This is a genomic window from Rufibacter glacialis, from assembly GCF_008271745.1.
GTDB classification, from domain to species: Bacteria; Bacteroidota; Bacteroidia; order Cytophagales; family Hymenobacteraceae; genus Nibribacter; species Nibribacter glacialis.
The window spans coordinates 245963-266358 of the sequence record NZ_VKKZ01000010.1; the positions used below are offsets into that span (position 1 = coordinate 245963).

Annotated in this window: 22 protein-coding genes and 4 tRNA genes; 21 read left to right on the forward strand and 5 right to left on the reverse strand. The window is 50.3% G+C overall.

Annotated features, from left to right (window positions below; translation table 11 throughout):
* Window positions 1-587 precede the first annotated feature (587 nt).
* From FOE74_RS01860 to FOE74_RS01870, 3 genes are all read left to right on the forward strand, one after another.
* The gene (locus tag FOE74_RS01860) at window positions 588-1247 is read left to right on the forward strand and encodes a DUF4919 domain-containing protein (RefSeq protein ID WP_149096907.1); all 660 of its coding nucleotides are present in this window, start codon (window positions 588-590) and stop codon (window positions 1245-1247) included.
* Between the two features lie 105 nt (window positions 1248-1352).
* Window positions 1353-1808, forward strand: a complete 456-nt coding sequence (locus tag FOE74_RS01865; RefSeq protein ID WP_149096908.1) for a hypothetical protein — start codon at window positions 1353-1355, stop codon at window positions 1806-1808.
* An 8-nt stretch (window positions 1809-1816) separates the two neighbouring features.
* Window positions 1817-2437, forward strand: coding sequence for a DNA-3-methyladenine glycosylase (locus FOE74_RS01870; protein WP_149096909.1), 621 nt, complete (start codon window positions 1817-1819; stop codon window positions 2435-2437).
* Between the two features lie 457 nt (window positions 2438-2894).
* Here the strand turns inward: FOE74_RS01870 and FOE74_RS01875 are convergent, their stop codons facing one another.
* The gene (locus FOE74_RS01875; protein WP_149096910.1) at window positions 2895-4085 is read right to left on the reverse strand and encodes a THUMP-like domain-containing protein; all 1191 of its coding nucleotides are present in this window, start codon (window positions 4083-4085) and stop codon (window positions 2895-2897) included.
* A gap of 160 nt (window positions 4086-4245) precedes the next feature.
* On the opposite strand from FOE74_RS01875, the gene ahcY reads away from it, so the two are divergent.
* Entirely contained in the window at window positions 4246-5553 is a 1308-nt protein-coding gene (gene ahcY / locus FOE74_RS01880) for an adenosylhomocysteinase (RefSeq protein ID WP_149096911.1), read from the forward strand.
* Between the two features lie 650 nt (window positions 5554-6203).
* On the opposite strand, the gene FOE74_RS01885 is transcribed toward ahcY, so the two are convergent.
* Window positions 6204-7736 (reverse strand): glycosyltransferase family 2 protein, encoded by a 1533-nt coding sequence (locus FOE74_RS01885; protein ID WP_149096912.1) that lies wholly within the window; start codon window positions 7734-7736, stop codon window positions 6204-6206.
* A gap of 167 nt (window positions 7737-7903) precedes the next feature.
* On the opposite strand from FOE74_RS01885, the gene FOE74_RS01890 reads away from it, so the two are divergent.
* From FOE74_RS01890 to FOE74_RS01910, 5 genes are all read left to right on the forward strand, one after another.
* Complete coding sequence (locus tag FOE74_RS01890; RefSeq protein WP_062543958.1) at window positions 7904-8500, forward strand: sigma-70 family RNA polymerase sigma factor; 597 nt, start codon at window positions 7904-7906, stop codon at window positions 8498-8500.
* A 12-nt stretch (window positions 8501-8512) separates the two neighbouring features.
* Window positions 8513-8806 carry a hypothetical protein gene (locus tag FOE74_RS01895; protein WP_192576577.1) on the forward strand — a complete coding sequence of 98 codons (294 nt, stop codon included), beginning with the start codon at window positions 8513-8515 and terminating at the stop codon, window positions 8804-8806.
* 20 nt (window positions 8807-8826) lie between these two features.
* A complete protein-coding gene (gmk, locus tag FOE74_RS01900) occupies window positions 8827-9411 on the forward strand; it encodes a guanylate kinase (protein ID WP_149096914.1) in 585 nt (194 codons plus the stop codon).
* A 2-nt stretch (window positions 9412-9413) separates the two neighbouring features.
* The gene (gene nadD / locus FOE74_RS01905) at window positions 9414-9992 is read left to right on the forward strand and encodes a nicotinate (nicotinamide) nucleotide adenylyltransferase (RefSeq protein WP_149096915.1); all 579 of its coding nucleotides are present in this window, start codon (window positions 9414-9416) and stop codon (window positions 9990-9992) included.
* A gap of 416 nt (window positions 9993-10408) precedes the next feature.
* Entirely contained in the window at window positions 10409-10813 is a 405-nt protein-coding gene (locus FOE74_RS01910; protein ID WP_149096916.1) for a hypothetical protein, read from the forward strand.
* 127 nt (window positions 10814-10940) lie between these two features.
* Here FOE74_RS01910 and frr read toward each other — a convergent pair whose 3' ends face one another.
* The 3 genes from frr to FOE74_RS01925 form a co-directional block, all read right to left on the reverse strand.
* Window positions 10941-11504 (reverse strand): ribosome recycling factor, encoded by a 564-nt coding sequence (frr, locus tag FOE74_RS01915; protein ID WP_149096917.1) that lies wholly within the window; start codon window positions 11502-11504, stop codon window positions 10941-10943.
* Window positions 11505-11626: 122 nt separating this feature from the next.
* Window positions 11627-12334, reverse strand: a complete 708-nt coding sequence (pyrH, locus tag FOE74_RS01920) for a UMP kinase (protein WP_149096918.1) — start codon at window positions 12332-12334, stop codon at window positions 11627-11629.
* 87 nt (window positions 12335-12421) lie between these two features.
* The gene (locus tag FOE74_RS01925; protein WP_149096919.1) at window positions 12422-12916 is read right to left on the reverse strand and encodes an acetyl-CoA carboxylase biotin carboxyl carrier protein subunit; all 495 of its coding nucleotides are present in this window, start codon (window positions 12914-12916) and stop codon (window positions 12422-12424) included.
* 81 nt (window positions 12917-12997) lie between these two features.
* On the opposite strand from FOE74_RS01925, the gene FOE74_RS01930 reads away from it, so the two are divergent.
* The 12 genes from FOE74_RS01930 (at window position 12998) to rplL (ending at window position 20321) form a co-directional block, all read left to right on the forward strand.
* The gene (locus tag FOE74_RS01930; protein WP_149096920.1) at window positions 12998-15529 is read left to right on the forward strand and encodes a M1 family metallopeptidase; all 2532 of its coding nucleotides are present in this window, start codon (window positions 12998-13000) and stop codon (window positions 15527-15529) included.
* A 114-nt stretch (window positions 15530-15643) separates the two neighbouring features.
* Window positions 15644-15726, forward strand: a tRNA-Tyr gene (locus FOE74_RS01935).
* A gap of 72 nt (window positions 15727-15798) precedes the next feature.
* Window positions 15799-15871: transfer RNA gene (locus FOE74_RS01940), tRNA-Gly, on the forward strand.
* 44 nt (window positions 15872-15915) lie between these two features.
* A tRNA-Thr gene (locus tag FOE74_RS01945) sits at window positions 15916-15987 on the forward strand.
* Between the two features lie 64 nt (window positions 15988-16051).
* Window positions 16052-17239, forward strand: a complete 1188-nt coding sequence (gene tuf, locus FOE74_RS01950; protein ID WP_149096921.1) for an elongation factor Tu — start codon at window positions 16052-16054, stop codon at window positions 17237-17239.
* A 108-nt stretch (window positions 17240-17347) separates the two neighbouring features.
* A tRNA-Trp gene (locus tag FOE74_RS01955) sits at window positions 17348-17420 on the forward strand.
* Window positions 17421-17443: 23 nt separating this feature from the next.
* Window positions 17444-17635 (forward strand): preprotein translocase subunit SecE, encoded by a 192-nt coding sequence (gene secE / locus FOE74_RS01960; RefSeq protein ID WP_149096922.1) that lies wholly within the window; start codon window positions 17444-17446, stop codon window positions 17633-17635.
* A gap of 15 nt (window positions 17636-17650) precedes the next feature.
* Window positions 17651-18208: a transcription termination/antitermination protein NusG gene (gene nusG / locus FOE74_RS01965; protein ID WP_149096923.1), complete on the forward strand. Its 558-nt coding sequence runs from the start codon at window positions 17651-17653 to the stop codon at window positions 18206-18208.
* A 12-nt stretch (window positions 18209-18220) separates the two neighbouring features.
* Window positions 18221-18664: a 50S ribosomal protein L11 gene (rplK, locus tag FOE74_RS01970; protein ID WP_149096924.1), complete on the forward strand. Its 444-nt coding sequence runs from the start codon at window positions 18221-18223 to the stop codon at window positions 18662-18664.
* 11 nt (window positions 18665-18675) lie between these two features.
* The gene (gene rplA, locus FOE74_RS01975; RefSeq protein ID WP_149096925.1) at window positions 18676-19365 is read left to right on the forward strand and encodes a 50S ribosomal protein L1; all 690 of its coding nucleotides are present in this window, start codon (window positions 18676-18678) and stop codon (window positions 19363-19365) included.
* 9 nt (window positions 19366-19374) lie between these two features.
* Window positions 19375-19902, forward strand: a complete 528-nt coding sequence (gene rplJ / locus FOE74_RS01980) for a 50S ribosomal protein L10 (RefSeq protein ID WP_149096926.1) — start codon at window positions 19375-19377, stop codon at window positions 19900-19902.
* A gap of 38 nt (window positions 19903-19940) precedes the next feature.
* On the forward strand, window positions 19941-20321 hold the full coding sequence (gene rplL / locus FOE74_RS01985; RefSeq protein ID WP_149092175.1) for a 50S ribosomal protein L7/L12: 381 nt from the start codon (window positions 19941-19943) through the stop codon (window positions 20319-20321).
* Window positions 20322-20396: the final 75 nt, after the last annotated feature.

Below are 20396 nucleotides of genomic sequence, written 5' to 3' on the forward strand. Positions count from 1 at the left end.
CTGCTTTGCGAAAAACAGACCCAAAACCCTGGTATTGAAACGTAGAGACCAGGCACTGCCTTGTTTCCTCCACTCCACGCATTGTTGTCTACCGTTGGTTTTTCTGCAGATGAGACCTCCTTTCCTCGCTCTCCATTTTGAGGCTGGTTAAAGGAAAATAGGCAGTAAACAAGGTTAAGCGTAGACACTCGCAGGAGCTGCGCACACTACGAGGTCTTAGGGAGCAGGCGGCAGGGGAAAGTGAACCAAAAAACTTGGCGCGGCCGAGAACGGAGTTAGTTTCCAGATTTGGCGGGAGCCGTAAGCAGGTTAGCGAAGCAGCAGGTATAGTTTCAGACAAGTTTGTTGTTTTAGCGAAAGTTTTAGCAGAAAAATAGAGTCTTTTTGGTGAGGCAATAAAGGGTGCTCTTTAAGCTGGCGTGTGCCGCATAAATTATTTGTTTTTGCGTTCTTTTAACGGAAACAGGCCTAAAACCTGCGCTTGCGGCTATGAATCCCTACCCAGATGTAACTTTTTGCAGAACCTTGAGTTTTTAGCACTGTATTTGCCATCAGCTTGCCGTCTTTCATTCCCCTTTATTTACTCCATGAAACAACTCTTTTTTTTAAGCGCCCTGTGCCTGAGCATTCTCTTCCAAAGCCAGGCCCAGACCGTCTCTAAAATCAACTTTGACGCCATCAAGACGGCGATCACCTCTTCCAAGTCGAAGATGTATTACCCCACGCTGCTCAAGCGCTACCACGCCAATGACCCTAAACTGACGGTAGACGAATACAAGCACCTGTACTACGGCTGGACTTTCCAGTCGGGCTACAATCCTTACAAGCCCAATGATCAGTCTGATGCCCTCAATGAGATGTTGCTCTATGAGCGGTTCCCGGAAATCATTTCCACCGGTAAGAAACTGCTGGCCACGGATCCGTTTAACCTGGACGTGATGTACCTCATGCACATGGCCCACGGGGAGCTGAACCAACAGGTAGAAAGCAAGAAATGGCTGGTGAAGTTTGAAGGCCTCATGGCCGCCATCAAAGCCAGCGGCAACGGCCGAAGCAAGGAAACGGCGGTGGTGCTGAACGCGCCGCGCGATGAGTATATGTTCCTGACCGTGGTAGGGCTTCGGCAAAAGGGTAGGCCCCAACTGGTAGACAACGCCTATGACCTGGTTACCCTGCAAACCCCCAACAAGCTGAACCTGACCGAACTCTACTTCAACATTCAGAAGGCAGTGGCCAAGAAACGCTAAGCAGAGGTTCTAAAGCCCATGAGAAAAGGGTAGCCCAAGAGATCAATCGCTTGGCTACCCTTCTTCTTTTTGCTTTCTTGCAGTTCCTCCATTAAAACACCCGCCATGAAAAAGATATGTTCGGTGACGTTAGGCCTTGCCGCGCTTTTGGCCTCCTGCCAGACCAACGGCGACCAATCTGCCCAGGCTGCTGCGGGCGGTGAAAACCAAAACCAGGAGGTCATCCTGTGCGAGTTCTCGGCCACTGATTCTACTACCGCCCTGGCCCTGCTGCCCGGAAAATGGGTCCTTCGTGGCATCCAAACCAATTACATGGGCGCCCAGCCAGACGAGTTCCTGACTGGTGAGCAGCTAGGCGAGGACAAAACCCTCACTTTCTTTGGCAACGGGGAATATGAGGAACAGGTGAATGGCCAGCGCCAGGGAGACCGGCAGCCGTTCAACCTGGTGGGGCAAAGCCTGACCCCAGTGGGCTACCAATTTTGGTTCTGCGGTGAAAACACCCTGGTGATCAACAATATCATTGCCGACGGTGCCACTGAAGTATATGTCCGTCAATAACCCTGCCTATGCCTTTTCCGCAGAAACTACCCGCCGCCTTCTACACCCGTCCAGACGTGGTCACCATTGCCCGCGACCTGATTGGCAAGTCTTTCTATACCTGCTTTGATGGGGTACTAACGGGGGGCATGGTGGTAGAGACCGAGGCTTATTCGGGGTTGAATGACGCTGCCTGCCACGCCCACCTGGGCCGCCGCACCAAGCGCACCCAGATCATGTATGAGCCAGGCGGGGTGGCGTACGTGTACCTCATCTACGGCATTTACTCGCTCTTCAACATTGTCACCAACGTAGCCGGCACCGCTGATGCCGTCCTGATCAGAGCCATTGAACCCACAGAAGGCATAGAAGAAATGCAGCTCCGCCGAGGCCTTTCCAAGGTAGAACCCCGCCTTACCGCCGGCCCTGGCCTGGTGACCCAGGCGCTGGGCATCTCTACCCGGCACAACGGAATAGATCTTTCTGGGAACGAGATCTGGTTTGAAGACCGGGGCGTTCAAGTGCCGGAAGACCAGATAGTGGCGGGCCTGCGGGTGGGGGTCGCCTACGCCGGCGCAGATGCCCTGTTGCCCTGGCGGTTCAGCCTCAAAGGCAGTCGCTGGGTGAGCAAAGCCAAGCCAAAATATTAGTTGCTGGTTGTCAGTTGCTAGTTGTTAGTGGGGCGATGACCTGATGTTTTTCTTCCTCCATGGCTGGCGCGAATCCTTCGCTTGTTCTCCTTCACTGGTTTTATTTCGCTAGCGCGAGTCTCCAGACTCGTGTCTCCAGATAATGGGTAGTCTCCAGACTACCCTCGCTGCCCGCAGCGAAACAGTTTCTACCACCTTCAACGGCTGTTACTTTTTAACCTTTTTCACGCAAGCCTTTATCACGCATCTTCCTTCTCTAGAAGAGAAGTTTCTGCTACCCAATCTCCCTAAAGACCTCGTAGTGTCTGGAAGACCTACGAGTGTCTATGGCGCCCACCTGTGGTTCCCGGCGAGTCTGGAGGCTCGAATTATCCCTTGTCACGAGACGTTAGTCTCGCGCCAGGAAAGCTCCGGTCAAATGCGCAGCCACTAATCACTAACAACCAATCCCTAACAACTAAACCTCAGCTTTCCGGCAAAGGAGCAGAATGGGTTTGTTGTGCAGGTCAGTGGTGGCAAACAGGTAGTCTTCTCCGCCGTCCTTCAGCTTTACTTTCTCCCGCAATTGGGCTACGGTCAGGGGATAATTACGCACGGTGATATTGGCCTTCTTACCGGGGAGGAGCTGGTGCAGTTCCTTGGCATGGGCCTTTGGTTGGGCCACGATTTCAAAAATGCGGCCTGGAAACGCTTCTCGCAGTTCTGTAGAGGTATACAGGTGGCTGTTGCGGTGCAGTTTGTTAACACCATATTCCTGAGACAACCACTTATAGGCGCCCGCCTTCAACAAGGCGGTGTTGGGCTCGTACAAATACCGCTGCGGCTCAGAGAAGGTGACTTGGGCGGTTTCTTCCCCATTTTTGGTAAAGGTCAGCGTTTCCTCCGGTTTCTCAGGCCGCAGGTGTACGGCTGTGAGCAAGGGAGCTCCCGTGGCCTCTGGTTTAAGCAAGTACAATACCTCTTTGCATTCATTCTGCACCGCAATGACCCACGCCTGGGCCACGTTAGTCAACTGCTGGAGCGCCAGGTCAATGTCTAGCATGGGGGCGGTTTTCAGCAAAACGGCTCTGCCTTTTTGCAGCAGCAGCGGCAGCAGGCGTAGCACGTCGGGCTCACAGTCTTGCAGCAGATGCACCCGCTCCTGGCTCTGGCCGCGGCGGGCGGGGTCCAGGTACAGCACATCTACCGGCTCTTCCAGGGTGGCCAGGAACGCTTCGGCATCAGTGGCTTCTACCGTAATGTTCTTGACCTCTAGTTGGGTGAAGTTAAACGCGGCTAGCCCGGCCAGCTCGGTTTGTTGCTCCACATAAACCACCTTTTTGAACCTCCGCGCGAAGTAGTAGGCATCTACCCCAAATCCGCCTGTTAGGTCTACTAAGGTCTCCCCTGAAACTAAAGCTGCCTTATAAGCGGCCGTCAGTTCAGAGGAACTCTGCTCTACCGACAGGTTAGCCGGGAACAGCAAGTCCAGGTTGGCCACCCAGGTGGGTATTTTACTTTTCGCCTTTTGCCGGGCTCTTATTTGTTGGGCTAGTTTGGGGACATCCAAACCCGGCCATTTTTTAGCCTGCAGCACCAGATGGGCAGGATCAGCAGAAAGATGTTCTTCTACAAAAGCGCGTTCAGCGGGGGAAAGGGGTAAAGGCATGGGAAATGGCTGTGGTTAAAGGGAGTAGGCAAGAAACTGTTTTCATATCCTTGAGGCAGTGATGGCGACAGATCATTCAGGCCTGCTTTACAAGTGCCGGGTTGAGGATAATAAACTTATTGCGTACCTTTGTGTTTCTTCTGTAAAAACTTGAACTACAATGGTAGAAACATATCTGAAGTACAAAGTAAAAGATATTTCCCTGGCTGAATGGGGAAGAAAAGAAATTAAACTGGCCGAGGCCGAGATGCCAGGCTTGATGGCCATCCGGGAAGAGTACGGTGCCAGCCAGCCTTTGGCGGGCGCGCGTATTGCCGGTTGCTTGCACATGACCATTCAGACGGCTGTTCTGATTGAGACCTTGGTAGCCCTGGGTGCCGAGGTAACTTGGTCATCTTGTAACATCTTCTCAACCCAGGACCATGCCGCTGCTGCCGTTGCCGCCGCCGGTATTCCGGTTTACGCCTGGAAAGGCATGAACGCCGAGGAGTTTGACTGGTGCATTGAGCAGACCTTGTTCTTCGGGGAAGACCGCAAACCATTGAACATGATCCTGGACGATGGTGGTGACCTGACCAACATGGTGTTTGACAAATACCCAGAACTGGCTGCCGGCATCAAAGGATTGTCTGAAGAAACTACCACTGGTGTGCACCGTCTGTACGAGCGTATGAAAAACGGCACGCTGTTGATGCCTGCTATCAACGTGAATGACTCGGTGACCAAATCTAAATTCGATAACAAATACGGCTGTAAAGAATCATTGGTAGACTCTATCAGAAGAGCTACAGATGTGATGATGGCCGGTAAAGTAGCCGTGGTGGCTGGTTACGGTGACGTAGGAAAAGGCTCTGCCGCCTCGTTGCGTGGTGCCGGTGCCCGCGTGATCGTGACGGAGATTGACCCTATCTGCGCGCTGCAAGCTGCGATGGATGGTTTCGCCGTGAAGAAAATGGAGAATGCCATTCCAGAGGCTGACATTGTAGTAACCGCCACCGGTAACTTCAACATCATCCGCAGCGAGCACTTCCTGGCCCTGAAAGACAAAGCCATTGTCTGCAACATCGGTCACTTTGACAACGAGATTGACATGGCCTGGTTGAACGAGAACTACGGTCATACCAAAGACACCGTGAAACCACAGGTGGATCTTTACACCCTGGAAGGCAAAGACATCATCATCTTGGCAGAAGGCCGTTTGGTGAACCTCGGTTGCGCCACTGGTCACCCATCTTTCGTGATGTCTAACTCTTTCTCTAACCAGACGCTGGCCCAGATTGAACTCTGGACAAACGCTGAGGCCTATGAGAACAAAGTGTACACTCTGCCTAAGCACTTAGATGAGAAAGTCGCCCGTCTGCACCTGGCCAAAATCGGGGTGGAACTGGAAGAACTGTCTCCTGAGCAAGCTGCCTACATTGGTGTGGAGGTAGAAGGACCATTCAAACCAGAGTACTACCGTTACTAAGCAATTCTCTTTCCGGCTTCATTTCCGGATAACAACCTAAAAACGCCCGGCTTCTTTTGAGAGGCCGGGCGTTTTGCTTTTATCATTTGTCTAGAAGGGGCAGATGCCTGTTAATGAGCCGCCGCTGCTGTTGTTGGTGTTCTTCCAACCGCCATGGCAGGCGCTCTCTTCACTGTTCTTATTTGAAGGTGCTTGGATTACCACGTAAGAACCTTGCGTTTCGAGCCTGATTTCCACTAAACAGCCCCGGAATGATAATAACGGAATCCCCTCTCCCTCAGGGAGAGGGCTAGGGTGAGGGGGCAGCGGTTCTTCCTGGGCAAAGGCTTTTCAAGCAGGAGTCCTTCATTCAAAGGCATTGTTCCTTGACGGAAGCCTTTCTTACTTGAGACTTCTTCTCCCTCATCCTAAACTTCTCCCTGGGGGAGAAGGAAGACGCTATACCATTTTAAGCACTTTTTGAGAAAATTACCTTAAAACACATCTGATCACTGGAAGTCCTGCCTTCGGTACAATTTTCTCCATCAACCAGCAAACTGGCCTCGCCTGTAAGCGCAACCATAAGAGGTACTGTTCCACAGCATCATACGAATCAGTCCAACTATGATTTAATCTTTAGCCGGCCGCAACCTTTCCCTAGTTAGGAGTTTTCACCCCAGGTACTTGCTGATGCCGTTCTCGCACCATTTGGCCTTCTGGGCAATGGCGTCATGTAGGATCTCGTCATTTTCCGGGAGGGAAGTGCGGGCATTCTCGGGGTGGTACAGGTGGTAGCCCACCCCGCCGAAGGGCAGGTTGCGCCGTTCCACGCCCGCGTTCAGCATTCTGATGGCAAACTCGCTGTCTTCGCGGCCCCAGCCCTGGATGTTCTCGTTGAAACCGTTGGTGCGGACCACATCGGCGCGCCAGAAGGCCATGTTGCAGCCCCTGATGGCCTTTATGTCTGGCCGCTTCTTGGAGCCTAGTTTTGCCAGCGTTTCTGAGGAAATAGCGTTGAAACGGTTGATGATACCCGAGGAGAAAGGCGTGATGTGCCACTTCTTCGTTTGCAGAATCTGTTGGGTGAGTTCGGGCTGCAGCAACACCCGCTTGCCTTGGATGAAGGTGTTGGCCCGGGCAATCCGCTTATGGCTTTTGACAAAATCCGGGTGCAGCACCATATCGCCGTCAATGGAGAGAAGGTACTCACCGGTGGCCAGAGCCATGGCCTTGTTACGGATAGCGGCCAAACGGAACCCGGTGTCCTCGTGCCAGCAGTGGCGCAGCGGCACGGGAAAGTTCTCCTGGAAACGCGCAATGACTTCCTTTGTGTCGGCGCGGGAGCCGTCATCGGCTATAATCACCTCATCTGGTAATTCATTCTGCTGCGCTACGCTCTTTAAAACCACTTCCAAGGCCTGGGGCCAGTTGTAGGTAGAGATGATGAGGGAGGTAGCCATGGACCGGTTGGCCTCGTGCAGCTTCATGTACTTGTAAAACGCTCCGTTGGCGTTGCAGGCAGAGATTAGGAATCCCTCAAACCCGTATAGGAACCCTCTTTTTAGGAAGTAGTTGCGCAGAAACGTCCATCCGGCCTTGTAGGTGGCCTTAAAGGCCGAGGAGCTTTTCCTGAACCGGTTCTCCTGCGCGAACAGCGTGGTGTACTGGTTCAGCTTCTGTAGCAACTGGCCGGTGTTGCTGAAGGAGTAATGGTTCAGAATACCTGGAATGGTTTCCACGGAGATGCCGTCGGTGATTACGCCTTCGTGCACCTCGCGGGAGGTGAAACGGGTAACGGTGCGGTTAAAAAGCCGTAGTACCAAATCATTTTCCCAACCACAAGCGTTTATTAAACGTTTTCCATAGAAGTTATGGCGCAAGAACCGGTAGGCTTTGGCGTTATCTAACGGGTGCGTCAAGATGGCTTGAGCCAGTTCTGGGGTCATGACCTCATCGCTGTCAATGGAAAGTACCCAGTCATGCGATGCGTGGGAGGCCGCCAGGTTCTTGAGGGCGCCAAACCCAATGAACGGCGAGTGGAACACCCTCACGTTAGGGAATTGGGAAGCAATGGCGACGGTGGCATCCGTGGAGCCGTTGTCCAGTAAGATAACTTCCGGGAACCGGGCCAGCGACTGAAGGCATTGCGGCAACAGCTCCTGGCTGTTCTTGGCAAGAATGGTAACTGAAATAGGTGGAGGCATGCAGCGCAGAAACAAAAAAAGGAGGGAGATAAATTCCTCATAAGTACCTTTCAGCAGAGTAATGTAAACATCTGCCCTAATATTCGTACATACCTATGTATATTTAATTTCTATATTTGCGTATAGGTATTTTTATCCCCAAGTGTAAAAGTACAAATTCAAGACCAATGAGCGAACAGAGAGCGAATTCAATGACTAAAGAGGAGAAAGACGCCCGGTTTGAGGCCGAGTTGATGCCGGTTATTTCGCCTCTCTACAACTTCGCGTACCGTCTAACCCTAGATGAAGACGATGCCAATGACCTGGTGCAGGAGACGTACCTCAAGGCGTATCGCTTCTTCGATTATTTCGAGCCCGGAACTAATGCCAAAGCCTGGCTGTTCCGCATCCTAAAGAACTCGTTCATAAACGACTTCCGGAAAAAGAGCAAACAACCCGCCAAAGTAGACTACTCTGAGGTGGAAGGTTACTACAATTCCGAGGACGTGGATGCCGAGGGTGACAGTTCTGGCGGTACTACTGACCTGCGCATGGAAAGTGTGCAGGACCTGATTGGAGACGAAGTGGCCGGTGCCCTCAACTCCCTGCCGGTAGACTTCCGGACCGTGATCATCCTTTGTGACCTGGAAGGGTTCACCTATGAGGAGATGGCCAAGATCCTGGACATTCCCATTGGCACAGTACGGAGCCGCCTTCACCGGGCACGGCACTTCCTGAAGGAGAAGTTGGAGAAATACGCGAAATCAATGGGTTATAATGGCTAAAAGAAATTAAATATGATGGGGACTACTACAATGACTGATGAACTGATGGGCGCAAACGCCTCAGACGAGAGCCATGAACCGGACTGTGAGAAGGTGCAGGGCGTATTTGAGAAGTGGCTGGAAGGCGTAGCCACGAAGGAAGATGAAGCGTACCTCTCTGAGCGGGCAGACGAATGCTCTCCCTGCTTTGATAGCGTAGACAAGCAACGATTGTTTGTGAAATTCCTGAACGCGTCTTTGCGGAGACCGGGCACCCCTGCTTCATTAGTAGACTCCATCAAATCAAAAATTCACCAAACGGCTTAGTCTAAGCTTTCCAACCCTGGATGCAAGGTAAAATCATTATTTTTTCGGCTCCCTCCGGAGCCGGCAAAACCACAATTGTCCGTCATTTAGTAAACGTACTTCCAGAGCTAAGTTTCTCTATATCAGCTTGTACCCGCGACCGCCGGGGGCGTTCAGAAGTAAACGGAAAAGATTACTATTTCATTACGCCAGAAGAGTTCCGGGAGAAGATCGGGAACGAGGAGTTCGTGGAGTGGGAAGAAGTATACGAGGGCGCCTTTTACGGGACCCTTAAATCTGAAATAGAACGCATTTGGGCCGAAGGCAAACATGCCATTCTGGATGTGGACGTGAAAGGTGGCCTGAGCGTGAAGCATTTCTACGGAGACCGAGCCCTGGCTGTTTTTGTAAAACCACCCTCCATAGAGGAACTTTCCAAGCGCCTGGTGGCCCGTAACACAGACTCCGCCTCCAGTATCTCCAGCCGGGTGTTCAAAGCCAAGTTTGAGCTGAGTTTTGAAGACCAGTTTGATGAGGTGATCGTGAACGAGAACCTGGAAGAGGCCTTTGCCAAAGCAGAGAAGCTGGTGCGCAACTTCATTCAACCAGACGAACCTATTGTGTAGCCATGCGGGTAGGATTATTGTTTGGATCCTTTAACCCCATCCACATAGGGCACCTGATCCTGGCCAATTACATGGCCACCAACACCACCTTGAATACGGTTTGGCTGGTGGTAAGTCCGCAGAACCCGTTCAAGCCCAGCAGCAGCCTGTTGCATGAGTTTGACCGCCTGCACATGGTGCGGTTGGCCATTGCCGACAACGCAGACCTGGGGGTGACGGATATTGAATTCCGGATGCCCAAACCCAGCTACACCATTGACACCCTCACCTACCTGAAGGAAAGGTACCCTACCTACCAGTTCGTGCTCATCATGGGCGAAGACAACCTGGCTACCTTACCTAAATGGAAGAACTACGAGCAGATCCTGGATCTCTACGAGGTGCTGGTCTATCCCAGGGCGGGGAGTGCCAAGGTGCCTGAGGAACTGAAAGAACATCCTAAGGTTACCATGGTGCCGGCGCCGCTGCTAGACATATCGGCTACCTTTATCCGGAAATGCCTTAAAGAGGGAAAATCTACCCGCTACCTGCTTCCAGAGCCCGTAGCAGAATATGTGCAGGCCAAGAAGCTGTACCAATAGCGAAGGCCGCCTGTTAAGGAACCACCTGGATAAGGAAAGCCCTTCTTCCAGAGAAATGAAAAGTACCCTTCCGCAAGCGCTTGTAAGAAAGTGCTTGCGGAAGGGTACTTTTCGTTTTCGCCCTTTTTTAAAAAATAAAGCCTTTACGGCGGCCTAGAAAATTGGAGATGCAGTATGCTTCTACATGAGTGGTGTCTCGCCCATGAGAGGGTGTATTGACTAGTTTTCCAAGACTTGTTTTTATTCTGAGAAATAAAACAGAACCATTAAAAAACTGGTACGTTAATAAGAAGTTTTACCTTCTGACCCGTAGGAAATACCTGGTTTTTTTACCGTATTAATACTTGGTGACCTCAGAAAAGAGGCGTAATTTGGGCATTCTTCCTTAATAGACAGTATAGGAGGTTGTATAGGACATGAGTGATCAACAGATATTTAATGACTCGTATATCTCCATTGTTTTCCATGAAGAAGGCCAGTATGTGCACGCCGATTGGATTGGGTTTCAGACCAAGCAGTCGGTCATGGACGGGTGTGAGCGGATCATAGAAGCCATGCAGCATTTTGAGTGCTCCCGGGTGCTGAATGACAATACCCATGTAGAGGGAATCTGGTCTGCCGCTGCTGAGTGGGTAGGCTCTGATTGGTTTCCCAGACTACGGCAGGCAGGTATGTTGAAATTTGCCTGGGTTTATTCGCCCAGCATGTTCAGCCGCCTCTCCACAGACAAATCGCTGCGCTTCACCTATGACACCACCGGTATAGAGGTCTTTGAGAATTTGGAGGAGGCCAAGCAGTGGCTAGCCCCAGTCTCTGCGTAAGAATCTGTTTCTTGAATAAACAAGCCTCTGCGGCTATCAATATAAAAGGAAAGGCCCCGTACTAGCTAGTGCGGGGCCTTTCCTTTAAGGGCTGTTTTCTCAAAAACAACTAGAAAACAGAAAGGTCTTAGATGGTCATGATCTCGGCTTCCTTCTTAGCCAATAACTCATCCAGTTTTACAATATACGCGTCGGTCAGCTTCTGCACTTTGCCTTCCGCGTCTTTCACCGCATCTTCAGAGGTGCCTTCTTTCTGGAGCTTGCGCAGAGACTCGTTCACGTCTTTGCGGATGTTACGCACTCTGATCTTGCCGCTCTCGGTTTCGTTTTTGGCTTGTTTCACCAGATCCCGGCGACGTTCTTCCGTCAAGGCGGGGATATTCAGGCGTATGCCATCGGCTTCCATGTTAGGGGCCAGGCCCAGGTCGCTGTTCTTGATGGCTTTGCCAATCTCGGCCACCATGTTCTTCTCCCATGGCTTGATCATGAGGGTACGGGCGTCTGGCGTCATGACGTTAGCCACCTGGGAGATAGGGGTAGGAGTGCCGTAGTAGTCTACGCGCAGATCCTCTACCATGGAAGGGGAGGCTTTGCCGGCCCTGATCTTGGTCAATTCTACACTTGTGTGCTGCACCGATTTCTGCATAGATTCCTCGGCTTCGCTCAGATAAAAATTAATTTCTTCGGTCATTGGGGTTTTCTGATTTAGAAAGATGACTAAATGGTACCACCGTAGCAAACGCCAAAGGGCGGCACAAATTTCTCATTTTATTCTGTAAAATCCACTGCCCGGGAGCAATGGGTGCTTTTATATTACATAGACACCAGCGTGCCTACTCTTTCGCCTTTAATCAGCTTGGCCAGGTTGCCGCGGGTATTGATGTCAAACACCACAATAGGCAGGTTGTTCTCTTTGCAGAGGGTAAACGCAGTCATGTCCATTACGTTGAGGCCTTTCTCAAAAACCTCTTCAAACGTGATATCCGTGTACCGGGTGGCCGATGGGTCTTTCTCAGGGTCTGCCGTGTAAATGCCGTCAACGCGGGTGCCTTTCAACACCACGTCGGCCTCAATCTCAATGGCACGCAGACTGGCCGCCGAATCTGTGGTGAAATACGGGCTGCCTATGCCGGCCCCGAAGATCACTACGCGGCCTTTCTCCAGGTGACGCAGCGCCCGGCGGCGGATGTAAGGCTCGCACACCTGCTGGATGTTGATGCCAGAAAGCAGACGGGTGAAGACCCCGGCTTTCTCCAAGGCGCTCTGTAGGGCCATGCTGTTGATCACGGTGGCCAGCATGCCCATGTAGTCGCCCTGCACGCGGTCCAATCCTACAGACTCGGCCTGCACGCCCCTGAAAATGTTGCCTCCGCCAATCACTACGGCTACCTGGGCGCCCAGGTCAATGGCAGACTTGATTTCTTCGGCGTATTGCACCAGCATGTTGGTATCAATCCCATACTGCTGTTCGCCCATAAGGGACTCTCCGCTGAGTTTCAATAGAATTCTTTTGAATCGCATGCTTATTTAAATAGTAAAAGTTAAGGACAATGGTCTACACACGTTTAGGGCCCGCTTTACAGAAAGCGGGCCCTAAACGGAATTGTTTTAAAACACGATCAATACTTGGTTCTTTTCTACGTTCTGTTTAACGTTGACCTTTACGGCAGAGACCACGCCATCGCCGGGAGACTTGATGATGTTCTCCATCTTCATGGCCTCCAGGATAAGGATAGGGTCGCCTTTTTTTACTTCCTGCCCGGGCGCCACTTTTATGTCCAGGATCAGGCCCGGCATGGGGGCTTTGATGTCGTTGATCTTCTGGGCAAGCGCCTGGCCCATGCCCAGGCTCTCCAGGAGCAGGTCCATGCGGTCCTGCACCTGCAAGGTGTGCACGGTGCCGTTGACCTTGATTCTGAGAGCTTTGGTCTCCGGGTCAGCCTCCAGCACTTCAGCGGTATAAGACCGGCCGTCTTTGAGAATGTGGAAGGAGGTAGGGCTCAGGGGCAGCAGATCCCAGGTAAAAGGAGTGCCGTTGAGAAGGATCTGGTTTTTCTCTTGGACTACTTGCCATGTGGTGGTGGCCGATTTTACCTGTAGCATGTGGACAGCGTTATAGACAGTAAGTACCGTATGTGTGAAATAAAATCACAACTTGAGTTCCCAAAGTTAATAAATCATTACATGAATCATATCGTTTCGCGTGGCTTCTTGTTCATTCTGTTGTGCGGCTCCACGGTGGGTTGTGCCGTGAAACAACCTGCAGCCCCCGCGGTGGCCGCCGCAGAAGTAGTTCCCGCGCCAGATACCACCGCCGTGGAGGTAGTTCCTGTCACCAGCAAAGGCTCTTACCAACCTGCCGCCGAGCGCCTGGTTGATTTGTTGCATACAAAATTAAACGTGCGGTTTGACTGGGCCAAGCAGCACCTGCTCGGCGAAGCCACGCTCACCCTTACGCCTTATTTCTACCCGCAGAACCAAGTGGTGTTAGACGCCAAAGGGTTTGACGTGCACCAAGTCTCCTTACGGAAAGGCAAACAGGACGTGCCTCTGACTTTTGACTATGACCAGCACAAGCTGACCCTGGAACTGGATAAAACCTATAGCCGCAAAGACACCCTCCAACTCTTCATCTCTTACACGGCCAAGCCCAATGAACTGACGGTGAAGGGAAGCTCTGCCATTCAGGCCGACAAAGGCCTGTACTTTATCAACCCATTAGGCAAGGAGGAAGGGGTGCCTCAGCAAATCTGGACCCAAGGGGAGACGGAAGCCAGTTCGGCCTGGTTCCCTACCATTGACAAGCCCAACGAGCGCATGACGCAGGAACTCTACATTACCGTGGAAGACCGCTTCAAGACCCTTTCCAACGGCACGCTGGTTTCCTCCCAAAAAACCAAAAACGGGCTTAGAACAGACCACTGGCGCCTGAGTAAACCCCACGCGCCTTACCTGGCCATGATGGCTATTGGCGAATTCGCGGTGGTGAAAGACAAATGGCGGAATCTGGAAGTAAGCTATTGGGTGGAACCGGAATATGCCGCTACGGCTAAAGCCACTTTTGGCAGAACCCCCGCCATGCTGGAGTTCTTCTCCCAGAAACTGGGGGTGCCTTTTCCCTGGGAGAAATACGCGCAGGTAGTGGTGCGGGACTTTGTCTCAGGGGCCATGGAGAACACCACGGCCTCAACGTTTATGCAGGCTCTGCACCAGGACCGCCGCGAACTGTTGGACAAGAACTGGGACCACATCATTGCCCATGAGCTCTTCCACCAGTGGTTCGGGGACTTGGTCACCACGGAGTCCTGGGCCAACCTGCCATTGAACGAGTCTTTTGCCGATTACTCAGAGTACCTGTGGGCCGAACATAAGTATGGCCCAGACGAGGCGGCGCTGACTCACCAAACCGCCTTGCTGGAATACCTGGGCGAGGCTAAGACCAAGCAGGAACCGCTGATCAGGTACCATTACCTGGACAAAGAAGACATGTTTGACAGCCACTCCTATGCCAAAGGCGGCAGGGTGCTGCACATGCTGCGGCAGGAAGTGGGAGAGGAGGCCTTCTTTGCTTCTTTGAACCTGTACCTGACCAGGCATAAATACACCGCCGTAGAGATAGATGAGCTACGGATGGCGTTTGAAGACATCACCGGCCGCGATCTGCAGCCGTTTTTCAAGCAATGGTTCCTGACACCGGGGCACCCAGAGCTATTGGTGCGCCACCGCTTCCAGAACGATACCCTTACGGTACAGGTGACCCAAACCCAGGATACGGTCAGAACCACTGTCTATGACTTACCGCTGACCATTGCTATTCTGCAAGAGGGTACCTGGCAGGAAAAGGAAGTAAGAGTGACAAAGGCAGAGCAAACCTTTGCCTTCCCAGCCAGTAAGGCTCCGCAGACGGTCACGATTGATCCTAAGCAGACGATTCTGGCCCGCATCACCCATGAAAAGCCTCTGGAAGAGTGGGCCGCCCAGTTTCTGCAGGGTAATGGCTATGCCCTGAAGTCTACCGCGCTGGAGCAGTTGAGAGACACCACCTTTGCCCAGGTAGACCAGGTAATTCAGCAGGCAATCAAAGACCCTTTCTGGAAAATACGATCCACGGGGCTGGAGATGCTCGTGTCAACGCCGGCTATCCAGAAACCCGAGGTGCAGGCGCAGATCCAGCAGCTGGCTTTAACAGATCCTAACAGCACGGTAAGAGCTATTGGCATGTATGCCTTGAGTACCTTGAGCGGGTTACCGCCAGAGATTGTGGAGAAAGGATTACAGGATAGTTCTTACCAGGTGGTGAGCGCCGCCATCTTTGCCTGGAGCCGGGGCAGCCATGACCTGAACCGGTTGAAGCCTTTCCTGACGTATAAAAATCCAGATGTAGTCAATGCTCTGGCCGCGGCATTTACGGCGAACACAGAAGATGAGCTTTACGGCTGGTATCTGAAAAACGCCCAGAAACTGCGGGGTGGAGACCTGTTTTACTTCCTCCAAAGCTTTGGTGCGTACCTTTTGAAAAAAAATATTGACGACCAGGAGAGGGGGTGGCAGGCCTTGGTGCGGGTAGTGGAGCGGGAGACCCTGGATATAGCAAAACAGACAGCCTTTCAAATGCTTACGCTTATGGCGGAGACAGATGACCGGCGGGAAACTCTGCAGAAACTGGTGGAAAAAGACCCTAAATTGGGGCAGTTAATGGGCCTTCAACAAAACTGATTGAAAAAATATTTGCTGAAATATTTGACCCAGAAGAAAAAGCCACTAATTTTGCATCTCCTTAGAACGAAAACAGCAATTGAAGACGGGAAAAGGGTTCTTTGAAAAAGTATTGGGGAGATTCCAGAGTGGCCAAATGGGACGGACTGTAACTCCGTTAGCGTAAGCTTTCGAAGGTTCGAATCCTTCTCTCCCCACATTCCAATGCTCAGAAATTGAAACAAGGTTACAGGTTGTTTTGCAAGGTTTCTGAGAGTACCAGTAAACAAGCGGGAGTAGCTCAGCTGGTAGAGCGACAGCCTTCCAAGCTGTAGGTCGCGGGTTCGAACCTCGTCTCCCGCTCATTGAAGATAAATGATGCAGCGCAAGCTGCATCATTTCATTATGCCGACGTAGCTCAGGGGTAGAGTGCTTCCTTGGTAAGGAAGAGGTCGTGGGTTCAATTCCCATCGTTGGCTCAAGCGGTATTATTATTTTTGTAAGCAATACACCGTTTCACCTAAGAACTAAATACTTTCTAAAATGGCTAAAGAAAATTTTGATCGCTCCAAACCGCACGTAAACATCGGTACAATTGGGCACGTTGACCACGGCAAAACAACCTTGACTGCTGCTATTACTCAGGTTTTAGCGGGCAAAGGTCTAGCCGCAAAGAGAGATTTCTCTTCTATTGACAACGCTCCTGAAGAAAAAGAGCGTGGTATTACTATTAACACGTCTCACGTTGAGTACGCAACTGAGAAACGTCACTACGCGCACGTTGACTGCCCTGGTCACGCTGACTACGTTAAAAACATGGTGACTGGTGCTGCCCAGATGGACGGCGCTATCTTGGTGGTTGCTGCTACTGACGGTCCTATGCCTCAGACGCGTGAGCACATCCTTTTGGCTCGTCAGGTAGGTGTTCCTGCCCTGGTTGTATTCATGAACAAAGTGGACATGGTAGACGATCCAGAATTGTTAGAGCTGGTTGAAATGGAGATCAGAGAGCTTCTTTCTTTCTACGATTTCGACGGTGATAACATTCCAGTTATCCAAGGTTCAGCTCTTGGTGGCTTGAACGGAGACGAGAAATGGGTGAAAACCATTGAAGAATTGATGGATGCAGTTGACTCTTACATTCCAATTCCTGCTCGTTTAACTGACCTTCCATTCTTGATGCCAGTTGAGGACGTGTTCTCGATCACTGGTCGTGGTACAGTAGCTACTGGCCGCATTGAGCGTGGTATCATCAACTCTGGTGAGCAAGTGGATATCTTGGGTATGGGTGCTGAAGGCTTGAAGTCTACAGTAACTGGTGTTGAGATGTTCCGTAAGATCCTTGACAGAGGTGAAGCTGGTGACAACGTAGGTCTGTTGCTGCGTGGTATTGAGAAAACTGATATCCGTCGTGGTATGGTTATCTGCAAGCCAGGTTCAGTAACTCCTCACTTGAAATTCAAAGCTGAAGTTTACGTTCTTTCTAAAGAAGAAGGTGGCCGTCACACTCCATTCTTCAACAACTACCGTCCACAGTTCTACTTGAGAACTACAGACGTAACTGGTGTGATCACTCTGCCAGAAGGTGTTGAAATGGTTATGCCTGGTGATAACATCACTATCACTGTTGACTTGATCAACAAAGTAGCGATGGAAAAAGGTCTTCGTTTCGCTATCCGTGAGGGTGGTAGAACCGTAGGTGCCGGTCAGGTAACTGAGATCCTTGACTAAGTACTAAAATAACGGGTCCGCCTTGCTGAAAAAGTAGGGCGGACTTGTTTTTTTAAGAAAAGAATAATACATTTGCACTCCATTTGAATGAATGGCGTGCATTTTTTTACGGGAGTAGCTCAATTGGTAGAGTAGTGGTCTCCAAAACCATTGGTTGTAGGTTCGAGTCCTACCTCCCGTGCAAATAGAGTTAATAGCATCAGAATGGGAAAGCTGACAAAATTTTTCAATGACGCTGTAGAAGAGATGCAGCACAAGGTTACCTGGCCAAGCTACTCTGAACTTCAGAAGAGTTCAATCTTGGTGCTAGTAGGGTCCGTTGTGTTTGCAGTCATTGTAGGTGCTATGGATTTTGTTTACGACTCCACCCTGGAATGGTTTTACAACCAGTTCTAATTTAAGCTGGAGAAAATGGCAGATTTAAAATGGTATGTAGTACGGGCTGTTTCTGGTCAGGAGAAGAAAGCGAAATCTTATCTTGAGAACGAAGTTGCCCGTCATAACCTGACGGAGATGGTGCCCCAGGTGCTGATTCCCTCAGAGAAAGTATATGAAATGCGGAACGGAAAGAAACGCGTGAGAGAGCGTAGTTTTTTTCCTGGTTATGTGTTAGTGTTCGCTGACATCTCTAACGGTGAAGTAGAGCATTTGATCACCAGTACGCCCGGCGTCATAGGGTTCTTAGGTTCCGGTAACGGAAGAGCCGATGAAAAGCCGGTTCCTTTGCGCATGTCAGAAGTTAACCGAATCTTAGGAAAGGTAGACGAAACAGACGAGCAGGTGGAAACTTTAGAGACGCCTTTTATTGTTGGCGAGACTGTGAAAGTAATGGATGGCCCATTCAACGGTTTCTCCGGTACGGTAGAAGAGGTGTTTGAAGAGCGCCGCAAATTGAACGTGATGGTGAAGATCTTTGGCCGTAACACGCCGGTAGAGCTGAACTACATGCAGGTAGAAAAAGAACAGTAGTAATAAATAATAATGGCAAAAGAAATAAAAGGTTATCTGAAACTTCAGGTAAAGGGAGGCGCCGCGAATCCAGCACCGCCGATTGGACCTGCACTTGGATCTAAAGGTCTTAACATCATGGAGTTCTGCAAGCAGTTCAACGCTAGAACCCAAGACAAGGCCGGCCAAGTATGCCCAGTTTTGATTACAATGTACACAGACAAGTCGTTTGACTTCGTAATTAAGACTCCTCCCGCTCCAGTATTGTTGATGGATGCTGCGAAAATCAAAGCCGGATCAAAAGAGCCTAACCGTAACAAAGTTGGTTCTGTGACCTGGGAACAGATTCGCGAAATTGCAGAAATCAAAATGCCTGACCTGAATGCATTTAAAGTTGAGGCGGCAATGAAATTGGTAGCTGGTACCGCGCGTAGCATGGGTATCACAGTAAAAGGAACTGCTCCTTGGAGTGAGTAATTAAAAAGCAAATGGCTAGAATTTCTAAAAACAGAAAAGCAGTCTTAGCGAAGTACGACCCTAAAAAGGAGTACGCTTTGTTAGATGCAGCAGGCGTAGTGAAAGAAATCACTTTCACCAAGTTTGATGCCTCTGTTGACATTGACGTGCGTTTGGGAGTTGACCCGCGTAAGGCTGATCAGATGGTAAGAGGGGTTGTGACCCTTCCCCACGGAACTGGTAAAGATGTACGTGTATTGGTACTTTGTACTCCTGACAAAGAGGAGGAAGCCAAAGCGGCAGGTGCTGACTACGTAGGTCTTGACGAGTACATCCAGAAGATTGAAAAAGGCTGGACAGACATTGATGTGATCATCACCATGCCAGCCGTTATGGCAAAAGTAGGTAGACTGGGCCGTATCTTAGGTCCACGTAACCTGATGCCAAACCCTAAAGCTGGTACTGTGACTACTGACGTAGCCAAAGCGGTGAAAGAAGTGAAAGCAGGTAAAATCGACTTCAAAGTTGACAAAACCGGTATCATTCACACCAGCATTGGTAAAGTTTCCTTCGGACCAGATCAAATCGCCGCTAACGCAAGTGAAGTAATCGCGACACTTAACCGTTTAAAGCCTTCTTCTGCAAAAGGAACTTATATTAAGAGCATCACATTGTCTAGTACAATGAGTCCTGGTGTGGTAGTTGACAAAACCTCAATTTAACGAGAAGAGATGACACGGGAAGAGAAAGAAATCATTGTACGTGACCTGAGCGAGAAATTGGCTCAAAACCCTTTCGTTTACATCACAGACGCTTCAGAATTGACCGTTGCTACAATCAACAGATTCAGAAGACTGTGCTTTGACAGAGGTATTGAGTACAAAGTTTACAAGAATACTCTGATTCGTAAGGCGTTAGATACCTTAGACACAGACACATCTGCTTTAGATGTCGCTTTGAAAGGTTCTTCAGGAATCTTATTTGAAGCCACTACTGGTAACGCGCCAGCTAAATTATTGCTTGATTTCCGCAAAACAGGCTCAAAGAAGCCAGTTTTAAAAGGAGCTTATATTGACAGCAGCATCTACGTAGGTGATGATCAATTAGACGCCCTGAGCAGAATCAAGTCTAAAGAAGAATTGGTTGGTGAAATCATCGGCTTGCTTCAGTCTCCTGCCAAGAACGTTATTTCTGCCCTTCAGAGCGGTGGCAATATCCTTGCTGGCTTGGTTAAGACATTATCAGAGAAAGAACAATAACATTTCAATTTTAAAACAACTTTTAATTACTAATAAAAATGGCAGATTTGAAAGCATTCGCTGAGCAGTTGGTTAACTTAACTGTAAAAGAGGTTAATGAACTTGCTACTATTCTTAAGGATGAGTATGGTATTGAGCCAGCAGCTGCTGCTCCTGTAATGGTAGCTGGTGCTGCCGGTGGAGACGCCGGAGCTGCTGCTGAGGAGAAAACATCATTTGATGTAATCCTTAAGTCAGCTGGTGCCTCTAAACTAGCAGTTGTGAAACTGGTAAAAGAACTTACTGGCCTTGGTCTGAAAGAAGCAAAAGAATTGGTTGACGGCGCTCCTAAGCCTTTGAAAGAAGGTGTTGCTAAAGATGAAGCAGATTCATTGAAGAAGCAATTGGAGGAAGCTGGTGCTGAAGTGGAGGTTAAGTAATCCATACACTACCTTCCATTACCACAAAGGGTTAGACCTGGCAATTTCGTCAGGTCTTTTCCTGTTTGTACCTAG

What these genes read in the sequence shown, in the direction of transcription:
- nusG (WP_149096923.1), top strand. Translation starts at nt 17,651, where the DNA reads ATGGCAGATTTAAAATGGTATGTAGTACGGGCTGTTTCTGGTCAGGAG.
- gmk (WP_149096914.1), top strand. Translation starts at nt 8,827, where the DNA reads ATGCAAGGTAAAATCATTATTTTTTCGGCTCCCTCCGGAGCCGGCAAA.
- FOE74_RS01895 (WP_192576577.1), top strand. Translation starts at nt 8,513, where the DNA reads ATGATGGGGACTACTACAATGACTGATGAACTGATGGGCGCAAACGCC.
- tuf (WP_149096921.1), top strand. Translation starts at nt 16,052, where the DNA reads ATGGCTAAAGAAAATTTTGATCGCTCCAAACCGCACGTAAACATCGGT.
- nadD (WP_149096915.1), top strand. Translation starts at nt 9,414, where the DNA reads ATGCGGGTAGGATTATTGTTTGGATCCTTTAACCCCATCCACATAGGG.
- FOE74_RS01870 (WP_149096909.1), top strand. Translation starts at nt 1,817, where the DNA reads ATGCCTTTTCCGCAGAAACTACCCGCCGCCTTCTACACCCGTCCAGAC.
- FOE74_RS01875 (WP_149096910.1), bottom strand. Translation starts at nt 4,085, where the DNA reads ATGCCTTTACCCCTTTCCCCCGCTGAACGCGCTTTTGTAGAAGAACAT.
- FOE74_RS01910 (WP_149096916.1), top strand. Translation starts at nt 10,409, where the DNA reads ATGAGTGATCAACAGATATTTAATGACTCGTATATCTCCATTGTTTTC.
- rplK (WP_149096924.1), top strand. Translation starts at nt 18,221, where the DNA reads ATGGCAAAAGAAATAAAAGGTTATCTGAAACTTCAGGTAAAGGGAGGC.
- secE (WP_149096922.1), top strand. Translation starts at nt 17,444, where the DNA reads ATGGGAAAGCTGACAAAATTTTTCAATGACGCTGTAGAAGAGATGCAG.
- frr (WP_149096917.1), bottom strand. Translation starts at nt 11,504, where the DNA reads ATGACCGAAGAAATTAATTTTTATCTGAGCGAAGCCGAGGAATCTATG.
- FOE74_RS01885 (WP_149096912.1), bottom strand. Translation starts at nt 7,736, where the DNA reads ATGCCTCCACCTATTTCAGTTACCATTCTTGCCAAGAACAGCCAGGAG.
- rplJ (WP_149096926.1), top strand. Translation starts at nt 19,375, where the DNA reads ATGACACGGGAAGAGAAAGAAATCATTGTACGTGACCTGAGCGAGAAA.
- FOE74_RS01890 (WP_062543958.1), top strand. Translation starts at nt 7,904, where the DNA reads ATGAGCGAACAGAGAGCGAATTCAATGACTAAAGAGGAGAAAGACGCC.
- FOE74_RS01865 (WP_149096908.1), top strand. Translation starts at nt 1,353, where the DNA reads ATGAAAAAGATATGTTCGGTGACGTTAGGCCTTGCCGCGCTTTTGGCC.
- FOE74_RS01860 (WP_149096907.1), top strand. Translation starts at nt 588, where the DNA reads ATGAAACAACTCTTTTTTTTAAGCGCCCTGTGCCTGAGCATTCTCTTC.
- ahcY (WP_149096911.1), top strand. Translation starts at nt 4,246, where the DNA reads ATGGTAGAAACATATCTGAAGTACAAAGTAAAAGATATTTCCCTGGCT.
- pyrH (WP_149096918.1), bottom strand. Translation starts at nt 12,334, where the DNA reads ATGCGATTCAAAAGAATTCTATTGAAACTCAGCGGAGAGTCCCTTATG.
- FOE74_RS01925 (WP_149096919.1), bottom strand. Translation starts at nt 12,916, where the DNA reads ATGCTACAGGTAAAATCGGCCACCACCACATGGCAAGTAGTCCAAGAG.
- FOE74_RS01930 (WP_149096920.1), top strand. Translation starts at nt 12,998, where the DNA reads ATGAATCATATCGTTTCGCGTGGCTTCTTGTTCATTCTGTTGTGCGGC.
- rplL (WP_149092175.1), top strand. Translation starts at nt 19,941, where the DNA reads ATGGCAGATTTGAAAGCATTCGCTGAGCAGTTGGTTAACTTAACTGTA.
- rplA (WP_149096925.1), top strand. Translation starts at nt 18,676, where the DNA reads ATGGCTAGAATTTCTAAAAACAGAAAAGCAGTCTTAGCGAAGTACGAC.